At 70.3% G+C, this 18,310-nt stretch carries 15 protein-coding genes and 1 tRNA gene; 4 read left to right on the top strand and 12 right to left on the bottom strand.

The window, feature by feature from the left end; translation table 11 throughout:
* The first annotated feature begins 56 nt into the window (after window positions 1-56).
* Window positions 57-2,129 carry a trypsin-like peptidase domain-containing protein gene (locus tag OG992_RS14950; RefSeq protein WP_266303534.1) on the top strand — a complete coding sequence of 691 codons (2,073 nt, stop codon included), beginning with the start codon at window positions 57-59 and terminating at the stop codon, window positions 2,127-2,129.
* 64 nt (window positions 2,130-2,193) lie between these two features.
* Here OG992_RS14950 and OG992_RS14945 read toward each other — a convergent pair whose 3' ends face one another.
* The 8 genes from OG992_RS14945 to OG992_RS14910 form a co-directional block, all read right to left on the bottom strand.
* On the bottom strand, window positions 2,194-3,327 hold the full coding sequence (locus OG992_RS14945; protein WP_266303533.1) for a glycosyltransferase family 4 protein: 1,134 nt from the start codon (window positions 3,325-3,327) through the stop codon (window positions 2,194-2,196).
* Between the two features lie 68 nt (window positions 3,328-3,395).
* Entirely contained in the window at window positions 3,396-5,498 is a 2,103-nt protein-coding gene (locus OG992_RS14940; protein ID WP_266303532.1) for an acyltransferase family protein, read from the bottom strand.
* A 40-nt stretch (window positions 5,499-5,538) separates the two neighbouring features.
* Complete coding sequence (locus OG992_RS14935; RefSeq protein WP_266303531.1) at window positions 5,539-6,891, bottom strand: O-antigen ligase; 1,353 nt, start codon at window positions 6,889-6,891, stop codon at window positions 5,539-5,541.
* 1 nt (window position 6,892) lies between these two features.
* On the bottom strand, window positions 6,893-8,239 hold the full coding sequence (locus OG992_RS14930; protein ID WP_266303530.1) for a lipopolysaccharide biosynthesis protein: 1,347 nt from the start codon (window positions 8,237-8,239) through the stop codon (window positions 6,893-6,895).
* Window positions 8,236-9,303, bottom strand: a complete 1,068-nt coding sequence (locus tag OG992_RS14925; RefSeq protein ID WP_266303529.1) for a glycosyltransferase — start codon at window positions 9,301-9,303, stop codon at window positions 8,236-8,238. Before OG992_RS14925 ends, OG992_RS14930 begins: the two co-directional genes overlap by 4 nt.
* Window positions 9,303-10,268 (bottom strand): glycosyltransferase family A protein, encoded by a 966-nt coding sequence (locus OG992_RS14920; RefSeq protein WP_210780971.1) that lies wholly within the window; start codon window positions 10,266-10,268, stop codon window positions 9,303-9,305. The genes OG992_RS14925 and OG992_RS14920 overlap by 1 nt, the downstream gene beginning before the upstream one ends.
* Window positions 10,269-10,359: 91 nt before the next feature.
* The gene (locus OG992_RS14915; RefSeq protein WP_238684409.1) at window positions 10,360-11,649 is read right to left on the bottom strand and encodes a sugar transferase; all 1,290 of its coding nucleotides are present in this window, start codon (window positions 11,647-11,649) and stop codon (window positions 10,360-10,362) included.
* A gap of 459 nt (window positions 11,650-12,108) precedes the next feature.
* A complete protein-coding gene (locus OG992_RS14910; RefSeq protein ID WP_308193664.1) occupies window positions 12,109-12,960 on the bottom strand; it encodes an LCP family protein in 852 nt (283 codons plus the stop codon).
* Between the two features lie 461 nt (window positions 12,961-13,421).
* On the opposite strand from OG992_RS14910, the gene OG992_RS14905 reads away from it, so the two are divergent.
* From OG992_RS14905 to OG992_RS14895, 3 genes are all read left to right on the top strand, one after another.
* Window positions 13,422-14,255 (top strand): O-methyltransferase, encoded by an 834-nt coding sequence (locus tag OG992_RS14905; protein WP_238684408.1) that lies wholly within the window; start codon window positions 13,422-13,424, stop codon window positions 14,253-14,255.
* A gap of 4 nt (window positions 14,256-14,259) precedes the next feature.
* A complete protein-coding gene (locus OG992_RS14900) occupies window positions 14,260-15,078 on the top strand; it encodes an MOSC domain-containing protein (protein ID WP_266303528.1) in 819 nt (272 codons plus the stop codon).
* Window positions 15,079-15,189: 111 nt separating this feature from the next.
* Entirely contained in the window at window positions 15,190-16,170 is a 981-nt protein-coding gene (locus OG992_RS14895) for an expansin EXLX1 family cellulose-binding protein (RefSeq protein WP_266303527.1), read from the top strand.
* Between the two features lie 4 nt (window positions 16,171-16,174).
* On the opposite strand, the gene OG992_RS14890 is transcribed toward OG992_RS14895, so the two are convergent.
* The 4 genes from OG992_RS14890 to bcp all read right to left on the bottom strand — a co-directional run bounded on the left by OG992_RS14890 (window position 16,175) and on the right by bcp (window position 18,293).
* Window positions 16,175-16,702: a GNAT family N-acetyltransferase gene (locus OG992_RS14890; RefSeq protein ID WP_238684405.1), complete on the bottom strand. Its 528-nt coding sequence runs from the start codon at window positions 16,700-16,702 to the stop codon at window positions 16,175-16,177.
* A gap of 92 nt (window positions 16,703-16,794) precedes the next feature.
* Window positions 16,795-16,877 (bottom strand) — tRNA-Leu (locus tag OG992_RS14885).
* Window positions 16,863-17,717 (bottom strand): hypothetical protein, encoded by an 855-nt coding sequence (locus tag OG992_RS14880; RefSeq protein ID WP_266303526.1) that lies wholly within the window; start codon window positions 17,715-17,717, stop codon window positions 16,863-16,865. Before OG992_RS14880 ends, OG992_RS14885 begins: the two co-directional genes overlap by 15 nt.
* Before the next feature lie 99 nt (window positions 17,718-17,816).
* Window positions 17,817-18,293, bottom strand: a complete 477-nt coding sequence (bcp, locus tag OG992_RS14875) for a thioredoxin-dependent thiol peroxidase (RefSeq protein WP_091393498.1) — start codon at window positions 18,291-18,293, stop codon at window positions 17,817-17,819.
* Window positions 18,294-18,310: the final 17 nt, after the last annotated feature.

Genomic DNA, 18,310 nt, shown 5'->3' with positions numbered 1-18,310 from the left:
ACTGACTGTGGCACCGGTCGGTACCATGCGCCTGGCGGTCGAGCGGAGGAGTTGGCATGCAGCCGGAAGGCCCCTACAGGTTCACCCACTTGCTGGGCGGTTCACCGGTGGGCAAGGCCTGGGCCGCCATCGACGAGCAGGGCCGGTTCGTGAGCGTGGCCGTGCTGGACGCCGCCGTGGCCGCCACTCCCGGATGGCGGGACGCCTTCGCCGGGATCGCTGACGCTCTCGCCCAGTCGGCCAGCGGCCCCGCCTTCACGTACGCGGACTTCTCCGCCGCCGCGCCCTGGGTGGCATATCCCGCGGAGGCCGGGCCGGGCGCGGAGAAGCTGATCCGGGCGCTCGGCGTGGAGTACCACCCCGTGCCCGCCGCACCACCGCAGCCGGTGTCCGGCCCGCCCCAGCCCGTGTCTAGCCCGCCGCAGCCGGTGTCTAGCCCGCCGCAGCCGGCTTCGAACTCGCCGCAGTCGGTGTCTGGCCCGCCGCAGTCGGTGTCTGGCCCGCCGCAGCCGATCACCGGCATGCCGCACGCGCCGTGGGCGGTTCAGGGAACTCCTATTCCTCGCCAGCCGATCCTCTCGGATCCGCACCCGGTGTCGGGCGCGCCCACGTCGGCCTTCCCCGCGTCGGGGGTGCCTGCGTCGGGGGTGCCGGCGTCGGGAGTGCCGGCGTCGGGAGTGCCGGCGTCGGGGGTGCCCGCGTCGGGGGTGCCCGCGTCGGCCGCTCCGGCCGCGTCCGACGGTGGCCCGGCATCCGGCGAGAACCTGCAGATGTCGCCCACACAGGCCAGTCCCGCCGAGGCTCCACCGTTCAACCCGTTCGTGGCGTCGGAACGTCGAATCAAGCCCTCCGAGCCGCCGAGGCGGCCGATCGGCCTCTGGGTCGCCGTCGCCGCGCTGCTGTCGGTGGCCGCGCTCGGGGGTGGAGCGGGCCTCTGGGCCGTCTCGGCCACGACGCCCGACGAGCCGGCAGCCGCGCCCACGGCCGCCCCGACCGCCACAGCTGCGGCACCCGGGATCGAGCCCTGGGCGGCGGCCGCACCGCGCAGCCCGGATGAGCATGCCCTCGCCACCGCTGCGCCCTCGATGGTCTTCCTCGAGGTCATCATCAGCGGGTACGCGCGCAACGCGCAGGACGGCACCCTGCTGCACGCTGAGCCCTTCACCTTCAGCCGTCGCTGCAGCGGCGTCATCGTCAACCGCGGCGGGCACGTCCTCACCAACGGCCAGTGTGTCAAGCCCTCCCCGGAAACCATGCGGGACAACGCGCTCGCTGGGCTCGCCAAGAGGCTCGTCGCCGCCGGCCAGCTGAAGCCCGCGGACGTGGAGGGCTACACCAAGGGCCGTGCGGCGACCACGGTCTTCACCGGCCGCGACCGAGGCACGGAGCCCGACGCCAAGCTGTACGGACAGTTGAACGTGGCCATTGGCGACGTCACCAACGGTCCGGCGATCCCTGGCACCATCGTCCGGGCTCTCCCCCTCGCCGAGGGCAACCTGGCGCTGGTCGCGCTCGACCAGGCGGACCTTCCCGTTGCCGAACTGAACACCTCCGCCACGATCGCCCCGGATACCGCGCTGCTGATCCTCGGCTACGGCACCACCGACACCGAGTACCGCTCGGCCACCTACACCGTGCGGTCCGCACCGGTGCGGGTGACCGAAGTGGACCCCCAGTCTTCGGTCTACCGGATCAACGCGGACGTCGGGGTGTACTCGCGTGGGGGGATCGCCATCGACCAACAGGGCCGGGTGGTCGGGATGCTCGACCACGACCTGTCGCTCAGCGACGATGCGACCCGGCTCGTGGTGCCGGTTGCCACGATAAGCGGGCTGCTCGGCGCCGCCGGTATCGAGAACGGCCTCGGCGAGCCGGACCGGCTGTACCGCAGTGGCCTGGACGCCTACTTCGCTGGCGACGAGGCGAGCGCCGTGCCGCGGTTCGAGGACGTCGTGGAGCGTGTTCCCTCGAACGTCCTGGCCCGGGCGTACCGCGAGGCGGCCGCCGCGTCGGACGGCAAATCCTCCCGACCCGGCTGGGCGGTGCCGCTGCTCGTCGCCGCCGGCGTCGCGCTGGCGGGTGGGATCGGCATGCTCGTCGTGTGGCGGCGGCGCCGCAACTCCTGGTAGCGGGGGCCAGGGCCTCCGCCGGGCCGTGCCGTGCGGTCGGTCGCCGCACGGCATGGCCGACGCCCTACTGCTGTTTGGCCGCGATCTCACACACCTCATGCACGCTGCGAACGGCGCTGTCCCAGGTCAGCGACGTGCGGAAGTGGGTGACGGCACCGTGGCTCAGGCCGGCGTAGCGGTCGGAGAAGGCCAACAGGTTCGCGACCTCGTCGGCGTACTGCGCCGCCGAGGCGTCGACAGGCAGCAGGATTCCGCTGTGGCCCTGCCGAACGACATCCGGTACGCCGTCGACCGCGCTGCCTAGCGACGGGAGGGCGTACGCCGCGGCCTCGGCGAACACGATGCCGAACGGCTCGTTCCGGGTGGGGAGGACGAACAGGTCGGCCGCCCGGTACAGGCTGTCGAGCCTCGCGCTGTCCTCGGCGCTGTCCTTGTTCAGGAACCCGTGGTAGGTGACGTGGTCCCGCTGCCACGAACTGTCCGGCGGTCGGACGCCCACCACGTCGAGATGGACCGGGACGCCCCGTCGGCGCAATTCGTCGGCGATGAGCACGCACCGGTCCATGCCCTTTCGCTCCCACTCGACGCCCACGGCGAGAAGCCGGGGGAGGGCCCCGATCCGAAGCTTCGGCTGCGCCTCCGCGCCGACCCGATTGGCGCCGAAACCGATGCGGTGGACCCGGGACGGGGTGAGGCGGTACCGGGAAAGGGCGTCTTCGTACGCGACCGTCGAGGACATGATGACCGCGGCCATCTCACGCAACGACGTTCCCTCGATCGGCTCGACCTGGCGTCGGGTTCGTTCGGAGAGGCGCTGCCAGTGCGGCGCTTTGTCCATCCGCTGCGCGTAGGTGGCGTCGGTCCAGATCACGGCGGGAATGTCACCGTCCTCGACGCCCAACGTGTGCCAGCCAAGCAGAAGGAGGACGTCGGCGTTCGCCCGCCGCGCCTGCGCCTGCATCTCTCGCGTCATCCGTCGGACGAGCCACGGCTCCACCTCCCAGTTCACCTTCAACCGTGCCCGTTTCGACGCCGCCGCGACCACCTTGCCGGAACGCACGAGCAACGGCGAGGGCTCGTCGAGCACCACGCAGTCGGCGTCGAGGTCCCGCATGGTGCGGACGACGTTGGCCGGGATTCCGGACCAGGTGAGGATGTCGTCGGCGCGTCCCTCGGCCGTGCAGATGGCTATTCTCATGGCGAGGATTGTGCCGCAGGCCCTCCATCGGCCCGATGACGCCTCACGCGCCGCTTCGGCGACGTCGTCTAGTCCGCGAGGACCGGCACCAGGGCCTCCTCAAGCAGCGGTGCCAGCTTGCGGGCGTACTCCGCGGTGACGTGGTTCCGGTCCCGGCGGACGACTACCCCGCCGACGAAGATCGGGCACCGCTCGGAGACGCAGAACCAGTCCGCCGTGGCGATGTGCCACGAGCCCCGGGCGCTCCAGACGCGGCGGTCGACCCTGCCGTACGACTGATCCTCCTGGGACAGCGTCGAGATGCAATCCGGGGGTGCGGAGAGCCGGGTGATGCACGTCCTCGGGTCCAGCCCCACCGGCGGCGGTTGCAGGGCGACGATCCTCCCTGCCGCCGCCAGCCACCGTTCCCGAGCGGTACGGGTGGCCTGTTCCCACTCGGTCAGTGACGCGCGCTGACCGGCTTTGGTGAACCGTTGGTGATAGGCGTTGCTGACGACAACCAGTTCGGGTTCGAGTTTCGTGACGAGGGTCCGTACCGTCTCCCGATGGCCCGGACAGGATCGGGTGATGTCGTCGATGGGGGAGACGGTGTCCGCGGCGAGGAAGGGACAGCCGGCGTAGGTCAGGTCCCGGACCACCCACCCGGCCGGCTCGAGAGCCGCGCGGACCAGGGGAAGCCAGGCCGCACCGATGGAGTCGCCGACCACGACGGCCAACCGGCGGGGGCGCGGTGCGGTGACCGCGCAGTCGTTGCCGTCCGAGACGGCCGGCCGGCATCCCCGCCCGTCGCCATCGGTAAAGACCAGCCGATCCAATTTGCCCGGGGGAGGCGTCAACACCGGCCATTCCGCGACGTCCAGCGCCGTACGGATCTGGGCTTCCAACTGGTCCTGCGACGTGATCGCCACCGGGTGCGCGGCGACCTCCGGCGAGGGCGTGCGGACCGTCACCGTGGCGACCACAGCCACAGTGGCAGCCAGTGCTGTCAGGCCGGCGGCCCGCCGGATCAGCGTTGTGCGGGTCCGGCGGCGCGGCGATGCTGTCCGCCGGCCCTCCAACCACGACGATCTGCGGATCGGGTCCTCAACCAAGTGGTAGGAGAGCACGGAGAGCAGCGCCGTACCGCCGAGCGTGAGGATGGGTACGGTGTGCCGGCCGGCGGGCAGCGCAGCACCGATCAGAACGAACAGGGGGAAGTGCCACAGGTAGAGGGAGTAGGAGATGTCGCCGACGTACCGTGCGGCCCGGTTGGTCAAGGGAAACATCAGCCGTTGCCCACCGACGCCGCCCGCGATGACCAAGGCCGCCGAGATCACCGACAGGATGGCGCCCGGGACCGGAAAAGGGGTCTGCGCGGAGACGGTGAAGAGCGAGACGGCAAGGCCGGTCAACCCGAGCCACTGGTACGCGGGGCGAGCCGGCGCCGGTATGCGGGCCAGCAGCGGCGTCGCCACGGCGAGCAGCGCGCCGACTCCCAATTCCCAGGCGCGGGAGAAGGTCGAGAAGTAGGCGACCGTCGGGCGCTGGCCGACCTCCCAGAGGGCGAACACGATCGAGCCGACGACGACCGCGCCCAGGACCGCCCCCGTCGCCCACTGGGACGCGCTCCCGGCCCGACCCCACCGTAGGGCGGCGTGCAACACCAGCACGAGCAACAGCGGCCAGACGAGGTAGAACTGCTCCTCTACCGACAGCGACCAGTAGTGCCGTAGCGGCGAGACGGGGCCGTCGGTCTGCCAGTAGTCGGTGCCCACGGAGGCGAACCGCCAGTTGGACGCGAACAGTCCGGCCCAGAGTGCGTCCCACGCCGTGGACCGGAAGCGGTCGCCCAGGAACAGCAGCGACGAAGCGACGTACGTGCACACCAGGACCAGCACCGCCATGGGCATGATCCGCCGCACCCGGCGCCGGTAGAAGTCCGCGAAGGAGACTCGTCCCGTCCGATCGTGTTCCTTGAGCAGCAGGCTCGTGATCAGGAAGCCGGAGATGACGAAGAAGACGTCGACGCCGACGAAGCCACCGGCCGGCCAGCCGAGGACGTGTTCGAGGATCACCACCACGACCGCTACGGCTCGCAGTCCCTGGATGTCCGCGCGGAAGCCCGTGCCGGGTGTCCCGGGATGCCGAGAGGCGACACGAGGATCCGGCGTCACGAGGGGACCTGACGACATCGGGTGCTTCCTTCGTTGTGCGTCTACCGGACCCGGCGACTCAGTCTCGCGCGTCAGCCGTGGCATGACCGATGCGGTGATCGCTGGAAAGGCGGCGAAGCGCTGCCAGCGGTTCCGGTCGGTCGGCGGTCTCCACCGGTGCCTCCGTTGGTGGAGGTCCCGCCGGTGCGGTCGTTGACGTGGTCAGCATCATCGTGATGAAGATCCAGGTCAGTCCGTCGACGGAGAGCGGGTTCCAGACGACCTCGGTGAACGAGTAGATGACGAAGAGCGCCACGGGCGCCTTGGCGGAGAAGGCCCGACCGTCGGTGACCCTCCCATGCAGCAGGGCCGTCAACCAGAGGCCCCACAGGGTCAGCGCGACCAGGCCCCCGGAAAAGATGACCAGCACGTATCCCGAGTGGAAGAAGTGGTACGGCGCCTCGCCGATGTCCCTGAGGTAGTACCACTTCGAGACACCGACACCGGTGACCTCCGAGTTGGCGATGTAGTCGCGGGCGTGGACCCAGATGTTGCCGCGGTTGCTCAGCGTGGTCTTCGACGCGCTCCAGGTCAGGTAGGTGGCCATGCCGACGCATCCGACCACCACTGCCACGCAGAGCGCGAAGTTGATCTGCGGGTACGCGCGCCGCCGCTCGAGCAGCCAAGCACCGACCACCCATACGCCCACCGCGGCGATGGCCAGGTAGCTGGTCCGGGATCCGGTGGCGACGATGATCAACAGGCAGTACCCCGCCGCGGCCAACAGTCGTCTCCGGCTCAGGCTGTAGACAGCGGCGACCAGGGTGAAAGACGCGATCATGGCGACGTAGTTCTCGGAGTTGTAGAAGCTCTTGAACAGCGCCCCCGCAAGCGAGCACTTATCCAGCTTTCCGGTGGTGCAGGCCCGCCATGCCTGGTCGTAGAGGGCGGTCGGGATCGTCATTACCGACAGGACGGCCAGCCCGGTGTAGGCCATCGCCCCGATGCTCAGGGTGACCCGCGCCGCCATCAGCCACACCGCGAGCAGCACCAGCCCCGCGGCACCGTACGCGGGCAGCCGTGAGCCGTACACGCCGGCGCCGGCGAGGGCGTCGACGACGAGGCACCAGATCAGTACCGCCCCGGCCATCGCCAGACTGATCCGCTGCCAGACGCCGACGGGGCCGCGCAGCCGCCCTCGCCGCGCGACGACCAGCCACCCGAGAAGACCGAGCAGCAGCAGGCCGATGATCAAGGACGAGCGGTCCTCGGCGAGCGCCGGCGCGGCGTTGGCAAGCACCGCGAAGGCGATGAGTGCGACAGCGACCCCTTTGTCACCGAAGGCGGCGACGACCGCCCGCCGGGTCCAGATCAGCCATGCGGCCACCATGACGCCACTGATGCTCAGCAGAACGCCGAAGAGCGTGGTCACGTCATACCCCTTCCGTGCGGCGCTCGGTGCGGGTGCCGTCCGGGTCGCGTCGCAGGGCGACGACGAGGCACCCCCACAGCAGGACGGCGAGCAGAGCGTCGCACACCAGACTCGACACCACCGCACCCTGCCACCCGTACGCCGGAATCAGCCACACGTTCAGGCCGGCGTTCACCACTCCGACCGCGATCTGAGCGACGGTGCGGCGTCCCTGCATCCGGGCACCGGAAAGGGTATCGGCGGCGAGGTAGTGGATCGCCTTCAGCACCAGCAGCGCGCTCAGGCCCTGCAGGGCGAGGGTGGCGGCCTCGTACTCGGGGCCGAAGACCACCGGCATCATCCAGGCGAACGCGACGAGCAGGAGAGATGCCGGCACGCTGAACGCCAGGTAGCGCGGCAGCAACTTACGCGTGAGCCGCAGTGCGGATCGAGGGCCGTTGCGCCCCGCCTCGAAGAAGCTGGGGTACGCGACAGCACCCATCGAGCGGGCCGGCGTGTACGCGAAGTCGACAACGCGGTATGCCGCGGCGTAGATGGCCGCGCTCTCCGTGGTCCCCAGCTTGGAGAGCATCACCTTGTCGAGGTCGTTGTAGACAGTCTGGGCCGACAGACCCACGGCGAACAGCATGCCGGTCCGCGCCTGCGCCAACGATCCCCGGACCTCCAGCGGAGTCCGACCTGACCCGCGCAGGCCACCCAGGACCACTGCCACGCACACCGCCGTCGACAACAGCACCGAGGTCACGGCCCAGGCGTGCAGGGTGACTGGTCCGGCTGCCGCGGCCAACGCGATGACCCCGACCAACCGGGCGACCTGTAGCAACGCGGGGATGACGGAGGCGAGCAGAATCCGACCTCGTGCCTGCACGGACGCGCCAACGGCCTCGATGAGACGCCAGGCCACCAGATCGGCGAAAGCCAGACAGAAGAGGTCGATCAGGCTCGTCTGGGCACCCCAGATCAGCGCCCCCGCCGCAGCGATCAGCACTGTCGCGCCAGCCCCGAACATCACCGACAGCAGCAGCCCTCGGACCAGATGGCGGGCCCACTCGGCGGGCGCGTCGGCGTGGCTCTGGAAGATCAGGCTTGGTGCACCGGCCGACGCGAACGGCGAAACGACCGCCACCAGGGCCGTGATGCCGACGAAGAGGCCGTACGTGTCGATGGGCATCTCCCGCGCCAGCAGCACGAAGAGTGCCCCCTGCGCGAGGGTCCGCAGCAGGGTTCCCACGAAGAAGGTGCCGGACTTGCGCAGAAAGGCGTCACCGCGGCGGGGCGCCCGATGGCGTGGTGACGCGCTGCGATCCGGTTCGCCCGATAGATCGACTGTTCCTTGGGCGAGGGTCATCGGCGCACCGCCTCCACCCACTGTCGGCTGATCCGGGCCGGATCGAAAGCGACCGAGCGGGCGTGCCAGGCCTTCTCGAAATCGACGGGCCCGGGCCGGCCGAAGCCCGTCAGGTGCCTGATCGCCTCGGCGAGGGCGGTCGAGGTCGGGGCCGTCGTCAGCACGCCGGGCACCAGGTCCGGCACCATCTCGTCGACGGCGGACACGGGCATCGCCGCGACGGGCAGTCCTACTTCGGCTGCCTCGACGAGGCTGAAGCCGAAGGTCTCCGCCAGCGATGGGTGAACGAGCAGGTCGGCGTCGGCCAGCAGCCCGCGGACGTCAGGGATCCGGCCGAGGAACGTCACCCGATCCGCCAGGCCGCGCTCGCGCGCCCGGGTCTCCAACAGAGTCCGCTCCTCGCCGTCTCCGGCAAGCGTCAGGTGGTAGGTGGCGGGCAGTTCCGCGAGCGCGTCGATCGCGCACAGGTGGTTCTTCAGGGGGCGGAGCGCGCCCGTGGTGACCAGCCGGATCCTCGCCGGATCGGCGATTGGCCGGGGCGGGACGAACGGCACGGTCGGCACCGGGTTGGGGATCGTGACGACGCGCGACCCGGAGTGGAGATCGCGCACCGTCCGGGCCACCCCGTCGGACACGGCCACGACGAGCCGTGGCCGGAGGGCACCGAACCCGGACGCGCGGGCGAGCATCCGCACCCGACGGTCGGCCCGCATCCGCTCGGGCAGCAGCGAGTGCTCCCAGGCGATGAAGGTCCGAGATGAGCCAGCCAGAGCCGCCCCGACGGGCACGCTGCCCCACAGTCCGCTGGCGACGACCTCCACGTCCGGGGGCAGGCTCCGCAGCCGGCGGCGCAGCGGGGGCACCGCTTCCACCAGCCGGGTGAGCCGCGACCCGAGGTCCAGGGTGTCGACACGGAGGTCGTCGAGCCCGTGCGGAACTCCCCGGGACAGAACGGTCGCGGACACCTCCACGCCGTGACGTGCGAGCCCGCGCATCACCAGGACTGCGGCTCGCTCCATGCCGTAGTACGGCTCGAGCTGCGGCAGTACGAAGTGCAGACGCATCAGTGTGGCCGTTCGGTCTCAAGCGGTCGAGTGGGGCTGCTGGGGGCCTTCGACTTGCGCATGGCGACCCGTTCCAGGGTCGACCGGGGTACCAGCCCGAGCGCCGCCAGCACCGCGTTCCGGGCGGACGGAGGTGAGTTGCGGCGGATCGCCCGCACCATCTCCCGTACGCCCTCCCGGTCTCGGGCCTGGAGAGCGTAGCGGAGGGTCTGGGCCGCGATGAAGTCCGAGAAGGTTCCCGGCGCCCACACGCCCTCCCAGCGCTGGGCCCAGTGCCACGAGGTACGCCAGTCCGCGCCGGCCGAGATCGACCCGGGGCTGCCCACCGTGTAGACGGCCGTCGCCTCCTCCACCTGGACGATCTTCACCCGGGGCAGCCGGGCGACCCGAACCAACCAGTCCCAATCCTGGTGCCGGGGGAGCGTCTCGTCCCAGCGGCACTCGGTCGCCAACTCGTACGTGGTCAGGAGCGTCGACGTGGGTAGCGACTGCCGGCCGATGCCGAGGTGGCGGCGGCGGAACAGGTAGTCCTCCGGCAGCATGCCGTCGGGGATCACCTCGGCGGGAGCCGGCGTCGGCAGCGGCTCGGCGCCGTCCTTGCGTTGCAGGATCCGGGACGACACGACGGGGCGGAACCCGGCCGCCGCGACCCGCTCCAGCGCGGGCACCTGTGCCGCCAGTTTGGTCGGCAGCCAGGTGTCGTCATCGTCGAGGAACGCGACGTGGCTGCCCGGGATCGCGTGGGTGACTCCGAGGTTGCGGGCGTACGACCCGCGTCGGCCGCCGCCGGTGCAGACCACCCGGTCGATGTGCTGTCCCAGGTTCCGCACCGTCTGCGGCACCTCCGGGGTGTCACAGACGACCACGATGTGCACGGATGCGCCCTGCTGGGAGCGGGCGGAGAGCACCGCGTCGGCGATGCTGGGGCGGCCCGTAGTGGGGATCACGACGGATACGTTCGGCATTGCGTTCTCCATGCGTTGGGGGTACGACCGGCACACGGCCGCCGGGTACGGCCGACGGCCGTACCCGGCGGTGTGCCGGTGCGTGGGCGGATCAGCGGCCGCCGGCGCGGAACACCTCGGTCACCGTACGGAGCACCACCTTGACGTCGAGCCAGAGGGACCAGTTCTCGATGTAGAAGTTGTCGAAGCGGGCCCGGTCGGAAATCGGGGTGTCGCCGCGCAACCCGCTGACCTGCGCCAAGCCGGTGAGCCCGACCGGGACGCGGTGGCGCATCGCGTACTGGGGGTATTCGGCCGAGAACTTTTCGACGAAGTAGGGACGCTCGGGTCGGGGGCCGACCACGCTCATGTCGCCGCGGAGGATGTTCCAGAGCTGGGGGAGTTCGTCGAGGGAGGTCCTGCGCATGATCCGGCCGATCGGCCCCACCCGCCGGTCGTTGGCGATGGACCAGTTGGTCTGCGACTCGTGCTCGTCGACGGGGCGCATGGACCGGAACTTGATGATGTTGAAAGGTCGGCCGTGCCGACCGATGCGCTCCTGGTAGAAGAAGATGCCGGGGCCGCCGTCGATGAGCGTGGCGACCGCGCAGATGAGGAGCACCGGGCTCAGCAGGAGCAGCGCCACCGAGGCGAACGCGATGTCCGACGCGCGCTTGAGCGCGGACTGTGGGCCGGAGAGCGTGATGTCGCCGATGCTGACTACCGGGACCGCGCCAATGTGGTCGCCGTGCGAACGGGACCCCCACAGGGGGGTGGCAGCCCACAGGTCGCACTCCGCCGTCCGGGGCCGGGCCAGGATCTCCATGAGCGAGGTCTCGGAGCAGCTCGCGTCCGCGACGATCACCACGTCGCACTCGCGCAGCCGTACGAGGCTGTCGAGGTCGTCGAGGGATCCGATCAGCGGCAGCGCCGACGGGCCGTCCGGAGTGTCGACACAACCCACGAAGCGCAGGCCGTACTGGGGGTAGCGGCGCAGGAGCCGGGCGAGTTCGACGGCGGTGGGGCCACTGCCGACGATGATCGTGTTGTGTTCGACCCACCGGCGCTTGCGGGCGACGATGGCGAATTCGCGGGTGACAGCCCGCCCGAGGATGACCAGCCCCGCCGACGCGGCGACACCGCGGGTGAAGCTGAAGACGTACTCGGCGGATTCGTGACGCATCGCCGCGACGATGGCGACCGCGGACGCCGCGGCCAGCAGACGCCCGCAGAGGCTCGGCACCTCGTCGAGGAAGCTTACGTGCCGTCGTGCCCGGTAGAGGCCGCCGCTGGCGAACACGATCACGGTCAGGACCGTCATGGCCAGGGTGCCGCGCCAGTACTGCTGGGTGACCAGCAGCGGCGTCAGCAGTGCCAGGACGTCGACCGGCGCGGTCATCATCCAGGCCCGCAGCCAGCGGGTCCGGGTCGAGGCACGCGAACCGGCGTACGGCAGGACAGCGGTCGTGTCCAGGCCGGCGCGAGGCTCGTGTTCTGCAGGCGCAGGCGCAGGCGCAGACGCCGGTGCCGATGCGGGCGGTGCCGATGCGGGCAGGGTTGAGCGCCGGTCGGCGGGCGATGGGAAGGCCGGGGTCTGGTGGCCGGAAGTCTGGTAACCGGCAGGTTGGTAGCCGGGGAACTGGTAGGCGGGAGGGCGACTCCCGCCGCGGCTCCCCTCGTCGTCCCCCTCACCGTCGCCCTGGGTATCGGTGGCGTTGCCGTCGCGGTCATCGGCCGGTACCGGCCGATGCCACATGGCGGGCTGATTGGACATTGTGGACCTCCCCGTGAGGGCCGGCTGACCTGGCCGGTCCGTAACTCAAGACAAGGCGGCGGCCGGCAACAGCCACCGGCCCGGGTGTTACTTGGCGCTGGCGAGAATCTCGTCGACGGAGTCCCGGCGCACGGCATCGTAGAAGGTCTTTGCCTTCTCGGTGTTCGCGAAGACGACGCTCTCGCTGCCCACTCGGCCGGTGCCCTTCGTCGGGCTGGTGACGAAGGTGAGGTTACGGCCGCGAAGGCTCCGCAGGTCTGTCGCCATACTGACGAGCGACATCTTCTCGTCCACCGCCACGGCGCTCGAGGTCGCCTTGACGAAGGAGTTGAGCCGCCCGGGATTGGTGACGATGCCGCCGGACACGGCCTTGTCGAGGATGGCCTTGATGACCTGCTGCTGGTGACGGATGCGGGCGAAGTCGCCGTCGGCGAACTGTTTGCGCTGGCGGGAGTAGTCCAGGGCCGTCTCACCGTCCATCCGCTGCACCCCCTGCTCGAACTTGCGGAACGGCGGGTGGATCGACGTGAACGACTTCTCCGCGTTGATGTCGACGCCGTCCAAGGCGTCGATGATTTCCTTGAAGCCAGCGAAGTCGACAATCATGACGTGGTCGATTCGCACCGTGGTGAACGATTCGACTGTTTGCACCATCAGCGGAATGCCACCCCAGGCGTACGCTGCGTTGATCTTCGCATCGCGGCCGCCGTGCCCCCCGTTCTTGGCCTTCGGCACGTTCACCCAGGTGTCCCGAGGAATCGAGACGAGTTGCGCGCTGGCCCGGTCCTTCGGGATGTGCGCGACGATGATGGTGTCCGTGCGCGAGCCGCCAGTGCTCTCCGGGTCGCGGGAATCGCTTCCCAGGATCAGGATGTTCATCGCGCCGTCGGCCACCGCCTGCGGACGCCCCTCCTCCGGAACGTCGGCGAAGGCGTCCACCCGATCGATGTCCTTCTCGACCGAGCGGAGATAGAGGGCACCACCGATCATGCTGCCGCCGCCCAGGATCGCTGCGACTACCAGGCAGATGACGAGGACGCGACGCCAGCGAGGGCCACGACGTCGCCGCTTGCCCCCGGCCGGGACATCCTCCTGCGGATCGACTGCGTGTGGGTCGAAGAATTCGGTGTCGGCATCGGTGTACCGCTGAGCACCAGACATGCCGGCGATGCTACTGATCGCACGCTCCTGACGTGCACCCTCGTCCTTTCGGGTATCGCATACCTGCCGACCGGTGCGGCGAACCCGGCCCTGCGTTCGGACGGACTGCCGGTAACGCCGGCCCGGGAGCGCTTTCCAGGCCCTATTGTGCTGCCCCGGCGGGAGGGTGGAAACACCGTGACCATCGACTTTCGCGAGGACCCTCCCGCTGCCGCCCGAACCCTGCTACAACGGCACCCGTGGATCGAATCAAGCTCCGACGGGCCGTCGCGCGTACCCCACTCGCCCCGATTGCCGCCTTTCCCAAGCGGCTTCGCACGATCGCGCGGCACGACGCGAAGGTGCTGCGCCGCTCGGCGCGCTGGCTGCTGACCTCCCGCGAGCACCACAACTACACGTACGACCTCACCTCGTTGAGCCGCAACCACCTCGCCTGGTTCGTCAGCGTGGTCTGCGACATCCCGGTCAAACAGGTACGCGCGTACCTCGGCGAGATCGAGTCGGACGACAGCCTGCGCCAGCACCTCCTGGCGGCGATCGCCGCCTCCGACCGGCGCGGCCTCGCCGACAGGGAGATCCGCTACGCCCGGCGGATCGGCTGGTACGCCATCGTCCGTGCCACCCGCCCCACCCACGTCGTCGAGACCGGTGTCGACAAGGGACTCGGCAGCGTCGTCCTGGCGTCCGCCCTGCTGCGCAACGCCCAGGAGGGACACCCGGGCCGGGTCACCTCGCTGGACATCAACCCCGAGGCCGGCTACCTCGCCCGGGTCGCGCCGTGGTCGGAGGTCGTCGACCTGGTGATCGGCGACTCGATCGCCTCGATCGGCGCGCTGGACCGCCCAGTCGACCTGTTCCTGCACGACAGCGACCACAGTCGCGCCCACGAGAAGCGTGAGTTCGACGCCGTGGAGCCCAAGCTCGCCCCCGGCGCGATCCTGCTCACCGACAACGTCACCAGCACCAACGTGCTCGCCGAGCACGCCGAACGGACCGGCCGGCGGTTCCTCGCCTACCGGGAGAGCCCGGCCAACCACTGGTACCCGGGCGACGGGATCGGCGTGGCATGGTAGCCGGGTGCGGCTGACCTCGATTCACACGTACCCCATCAAGGGGTGTCACCGGCTCGACCACGACGGCGCGTTCGTGCACCAGTGGGGCCTGGCCGGCGACCGACGCTGGATGGTCGTGGACGCCGACGGGGTCGGCGTCACCCAGCGGGACACGACCCGCCTCGTCGACCTGCGCGCCGCCGTGCGCCCCGGGGGTCTGTCGCTGCGCGCCGACGGGCAACCCGACCTCGACGTGCCCGAGCCGGCCGGCGGCGACCCGGTCGCGGTCCGTACCTTCCGCAGCCGCACCTTCCCGGTCCCCGCGCTGCCGGCCGGCCAAGCGGCCGACGACTGGCTCGGCGCCCTGCTCGGCCGACCGGTCCGACTGGTCTGGCTGGCCCAGCCGACCCGCCACCTGGCCGCCGGCACCCGCGAACACGACACCGGTGACCAGGTCAGTTTCGCCGACGCCTACCCGGTGCTGCTGACGAACGTAACCTCCCTCGACGCCCTCAACGACTGGCTGGCCGAGGCGGGGGAGGCACCGGTGCCGATGACGCGGTTCCGACCCAACCTGGTCGTCGACGGTGCGCCGGCCTGGGCCGAGGACGACTGGGTGGGTCGGCGGCTGCGCATCGGCGACCGAATGTTCCAGGCCGCCGGGCCGTGCGACCGCTGCGTGGTGACCACCACCGACCAGGAGACCGGAGTACGCACCAAGGAGCCGCTGCGCACCCTCGGTCGGCACCGCAACGTCAAGCAGAAACTCCTCTTCGGACTGAACCTGGTGCCACTCGACAGCGGACCGCTGGCGGTGGACGCCCCGATCGCCGTCGCGCCCTGACCGGCCCGCCGACCAGCAATCGGCACCCCACGGTCACCGTCCGTCGATGCTGTCTTAGCTTTGGCTTAGCCCGCTTGTCGGCACCCGACCGGGTCCGGCAGCATCGCCGTCGTGACGGACGGAAGCGCTGTCGACATCAACATCGACCTGGACCATCCTCCAGAGGACCGGCCCGCGCCGTCGTCCGGCATGAAGCCCTGGCTGGTCGCCACCGGCGTCACGGTCCTCGCGGCGACGCTCGGGCTCACCCTCACCCTGCGCTCCGGCTCCACCCCGGCCTGCGCCGCCGGTCGGACGCTGGCCGCGCCGCCGACCGGCAACGCCACGCACACCGGCAAGGCCACCTTCTACGACTCCGAGGGCGCCGGCGGCAACTGCTCGAACCCGGCTGCCCCGGCCAACCGGCTCTACGTCGCGCTCGGTCCGACGGAATACTCCGCCGGTGCCGCCTGCGGCGGATTCCTCGACGTCGTCGGCCCCAAGGGAACCGTCCGGGTGCTCATCATGGACCAGTGCCCGGAGTGCGAGCCCGGCCACCTCGACCTGTCCCGCGAGGCGTTCGCCCGGATCGCCGACCCGGTCCAGGGTCTCGTTCCGGTCACCTACCGCGCGGTGGTCAACCCGCCGCTGCCCGGACCACTCACCTTCCGGATCAAGGAGGGCGCGTCGCAGTGGTGGTTCGCCGTCCGCGTCGGCAACCACGGCAACCCGCTGCGGTCCGTCGAGGTCCGGCAGCGTGACAGCGACCCCTGGCAGTCGGCCGCCCGGCAGGACTACAACTACTGGCTGATCGCCTCCGGCGCCGGGCCGGGCCCGTTCAACGTTCGGGTCACCGACGTGTACGGCAACCGGGTCACCGTCGGGGGCATCCGGATGGCGCCGGGCCAGGCGCAGAACAGCACGGTCCGGATGTACGCACCCGGGGCCGCCACACGTCGTCCGTCCGCGTCGGCGCGACCGTCGAGCAGCCGACCCGCCGTCACGCCGACGCCGACCCGTCGCTCGGTCGAGGTGGCGAGGACGAGCGCTCCGGCCACCGACGTGCCGACCACCAGCTCGGCCCGGGCCAACGCCCGGTGGTGCGAGGGCTGACCGCTCAGTCGGCCACCGTCAGATCGAGCCACATCAGAATCTCGTCCCGGTCGTCATCGGGGGCCACCCGCAACGCGCCCGGCAGCCGGCCGACCTCCCGATACCCGAGGCGGCCGTAGAACTTGTCCAACCCCAGCCCGTCGCGCACCGTGACGTGCAGCGCCTCGTGGCCCAACGCCCTGCCCAGCCGGGCGGCCTCCACCATCAGCGCCGAGCCGTAGCCGGCACCCTGGGTGTCCGGGTGGACCATCACCCGCTTCAGCACACACCAGTGCGCAGTGAGCGGAAAACGGTTGTCACTGAAGATCACCATTGCCGCCAGCCGGTCCCCGGAGTAACCGACCAGCAGCCGGTCCGGTCCGTCGGCGATGCCGGCGAAGGTCGGATCGGCGGTGACGTGCACGTCGGTGGCGGTGACCGGTGGCACGAAACCAACAGCGCCGCCGGCGTTGCTGACGTCCACCCAGAGATCGACGATCTCGGCACGCAACTGCGGGGTCAGGTCAGGATCGAGGACGAAGCGCAGACTCACGCTCGCCATCCTGACCCAACGACCAGGCCCACGACCCGTGACAGTGACGCGCCCGACAGCCGCCGCCGTTCAGCACGTGTTTCGTTGCCCTGTGCGGGAGAGGGGATTCGAACCCCCACATCCTTCCGGATACAGGTTCCTAAGACCTGCGCGGCTGCCGTTACGCCACTCCCGCCAACTCCCTGAGTTTAGAGTGTCTGGCTTCGGCGGTGTTGAGCCCGGCCTCCTTGAGGATGGCCGAGATCGTGCCGTGACCAACTCTGCATCCCCCACCAGGCAGATCGCGGAGAATGCCGGACAGGCGCTTCGGCCCGACATCCGGGTGCGCCAGCGCCTGTTCTAACACCGCGTCGCGATGAGCGATCGAACGCCAACTGCGGCTCGGACGCGGTTTCAACACGCCGTCCTGCTCAAGCCTTCGCCGAACTTTGTGCAGATAGGCCGGAGGCCAGCCCAACTGTCGTGCCGCCTCCAGGGCCGTCACCTGCTGTGCGTCGACCCGACCGAACAGGTCGACGAGGTCCGTCCGGGTGACCGGTCGACGATCAGAACCGGTCGTCCCGACGTAGCGTTCCTCCCCCTCGGTTGGCGTCGCGAGGATGGGGAGGTCGGTAGCCCGTTTTCCTCGCCCGGCGTAGGTCGCGGTCTGGCTGTGGCAGTTCGGGCAGAGGAGCCGCAGGTTCGGTGGCCGGTTGTCGAGGAAGTCCCCGCTGATGTGGTCGACGTGCAGGATGAGGGACGCGCCTTGCCACACCGGCCCTATCCCGCAGCCCTCGCACTCCTCTGGCACGCCGAGTGTGCCCAGCGCCCACTTCAACCGCACGCCGGGCGTCCGGCGGGACCCGTCGGGCAGCACAACCAGGAGCTGCGCCGATGTGGTGCGCCGTTCGCCGCGCCGCCCCTTGTTGTGGGCCTGCCTCGCGAAGTGCGACGTGTCGATGCCGAACCGCTTGAGCTGTCGGCTGATGTGCGCGTGCGAGCCACCGCTGACGCGTACGCCGAGCAACCGCATCACCTCGGTGATGTTGCGGGCGGCGGCGGCAGCGGCGGCCAGCGCTTCGGGCGTGTACTTGTATCGAACCACTGACGGACCGTAGCGGTCCGGTACGACAGGTCAGTCCAGGCCGAGGTCGCGGCGGAGCTTGGCGACGTGCCCGGTGGCCTTGACGTTGTAGAGCGCCCGCTCGACCTTGCCGTCGGCGTCGATCACGAACGTCGAGCGGATCACGCCGGTGACGGTCTTGCCGTAGAGCTGCTTCTCGCCGTACGCGCCGTAGGCGGTCAGCACCGACTTGTCCGGGTCCGACACCAGCGGGAAGGTGATGGCGTCGCGCTCGCGGAACTTCGCCAGCTTCTCCGGCTTGTCCGGGGAGATGCCGACGACCTCGTAGCCGGCGGCCTGGAGTGAGGCGAGCGAGTCGCGGAAGTCGCAGGCCTGCTTGGTGCAGCCGGGGGTCATCGCGGCCGGGTAGGCGTACAGGACGACCTTGCGACCTCGCAGGTCGGCGAGGGAGAGCTGGTCGCCGGTGTCGGTGGCGAGGGTGAACTCGGGCGCGGGGTCACCGGGGGAGAGGCGGTCGGGCGAGGTCATGGCCTCGACCCTACCGC

Origin of the sequence: Micromonospora sp. NBC_00362, assembly GCF_026342155.1 — a bacterium.
GTDB classification, from domain to species: domain Bacteria; phylum Actinomycetota; class Actinomycetes; order Mycobacteriales; family Micromonosporaceae; genus Micromonospora; species Micromonospora hortensis.
The sequence above is the reverse complement of the archived record's forward strand: the minus strand, read 5'-3'. Positions and strand labels throughout refer to the sequence as shown.

What these genes read in the sequence shown, in the direction of transcription:
- OG992_RS14915 (WP_238684409.1), bottom strand. Translation starts at nt 11,649, where the DNA reads ATGATGACCGCGCCGGTCGACGTCCTGGCACTGCTGACGCCGCTGCTG.
- bcp (WP_091393498.1), bottom strand. Translation starts at nt 18,293, where the DNA reads ATGACCTCGCCCGACCGCCTCTCCCCCGGTGACCCCGCGCCCGAGTTC.
- OG992_RS14930 (WP_266303530.1), bottom strand. Translation starts at nt 8,239, where the DNA reads ATGACCCTCGCCCAAGGAACAGTCGATCTATCGGGCGAACCGGATCGC.
- OG992_RS14940 (WP_266303532.1), bottom strand. Translation starts at nt 5,498, where the DNA reads ATGTCGTCAGGTCCCCTCGTGACGCCGGATCCTCGTGTCGCCTCTCGG.
- OG992_RS14945 (WP_266303533.1), bottom strand. Translation starts at nt 3,327, where the DNA reads ATGAGAATAGCCATCTGCACGGCCGAGGGACGCGCCGACGACATCCTC.
- OG992_RS14920 (WP_210780971.1), bottom strand. Translation starts at nt 10,268, where the DNA reads ATGCCGAACGTATCCGTCGTGATCCCCACTACGGGCCGCCCCAGCATC.
- OG992_RS14950 (WP_266303534.1), top strand. Translation starts at nt 57, where the DNA reads ATGCAGCCGGAAGGCCCCTACAGGTTCACCCACTTGCTGGGCGGTTCA.
- OG992_RS14925 (WP_266303529.1), bottom strand. Translation starts at nt 9,303, where the DNA reads ATGCGTCTGCACTTCGTACTGCCGCAGCTCGAGCCGTACTACGGCATG.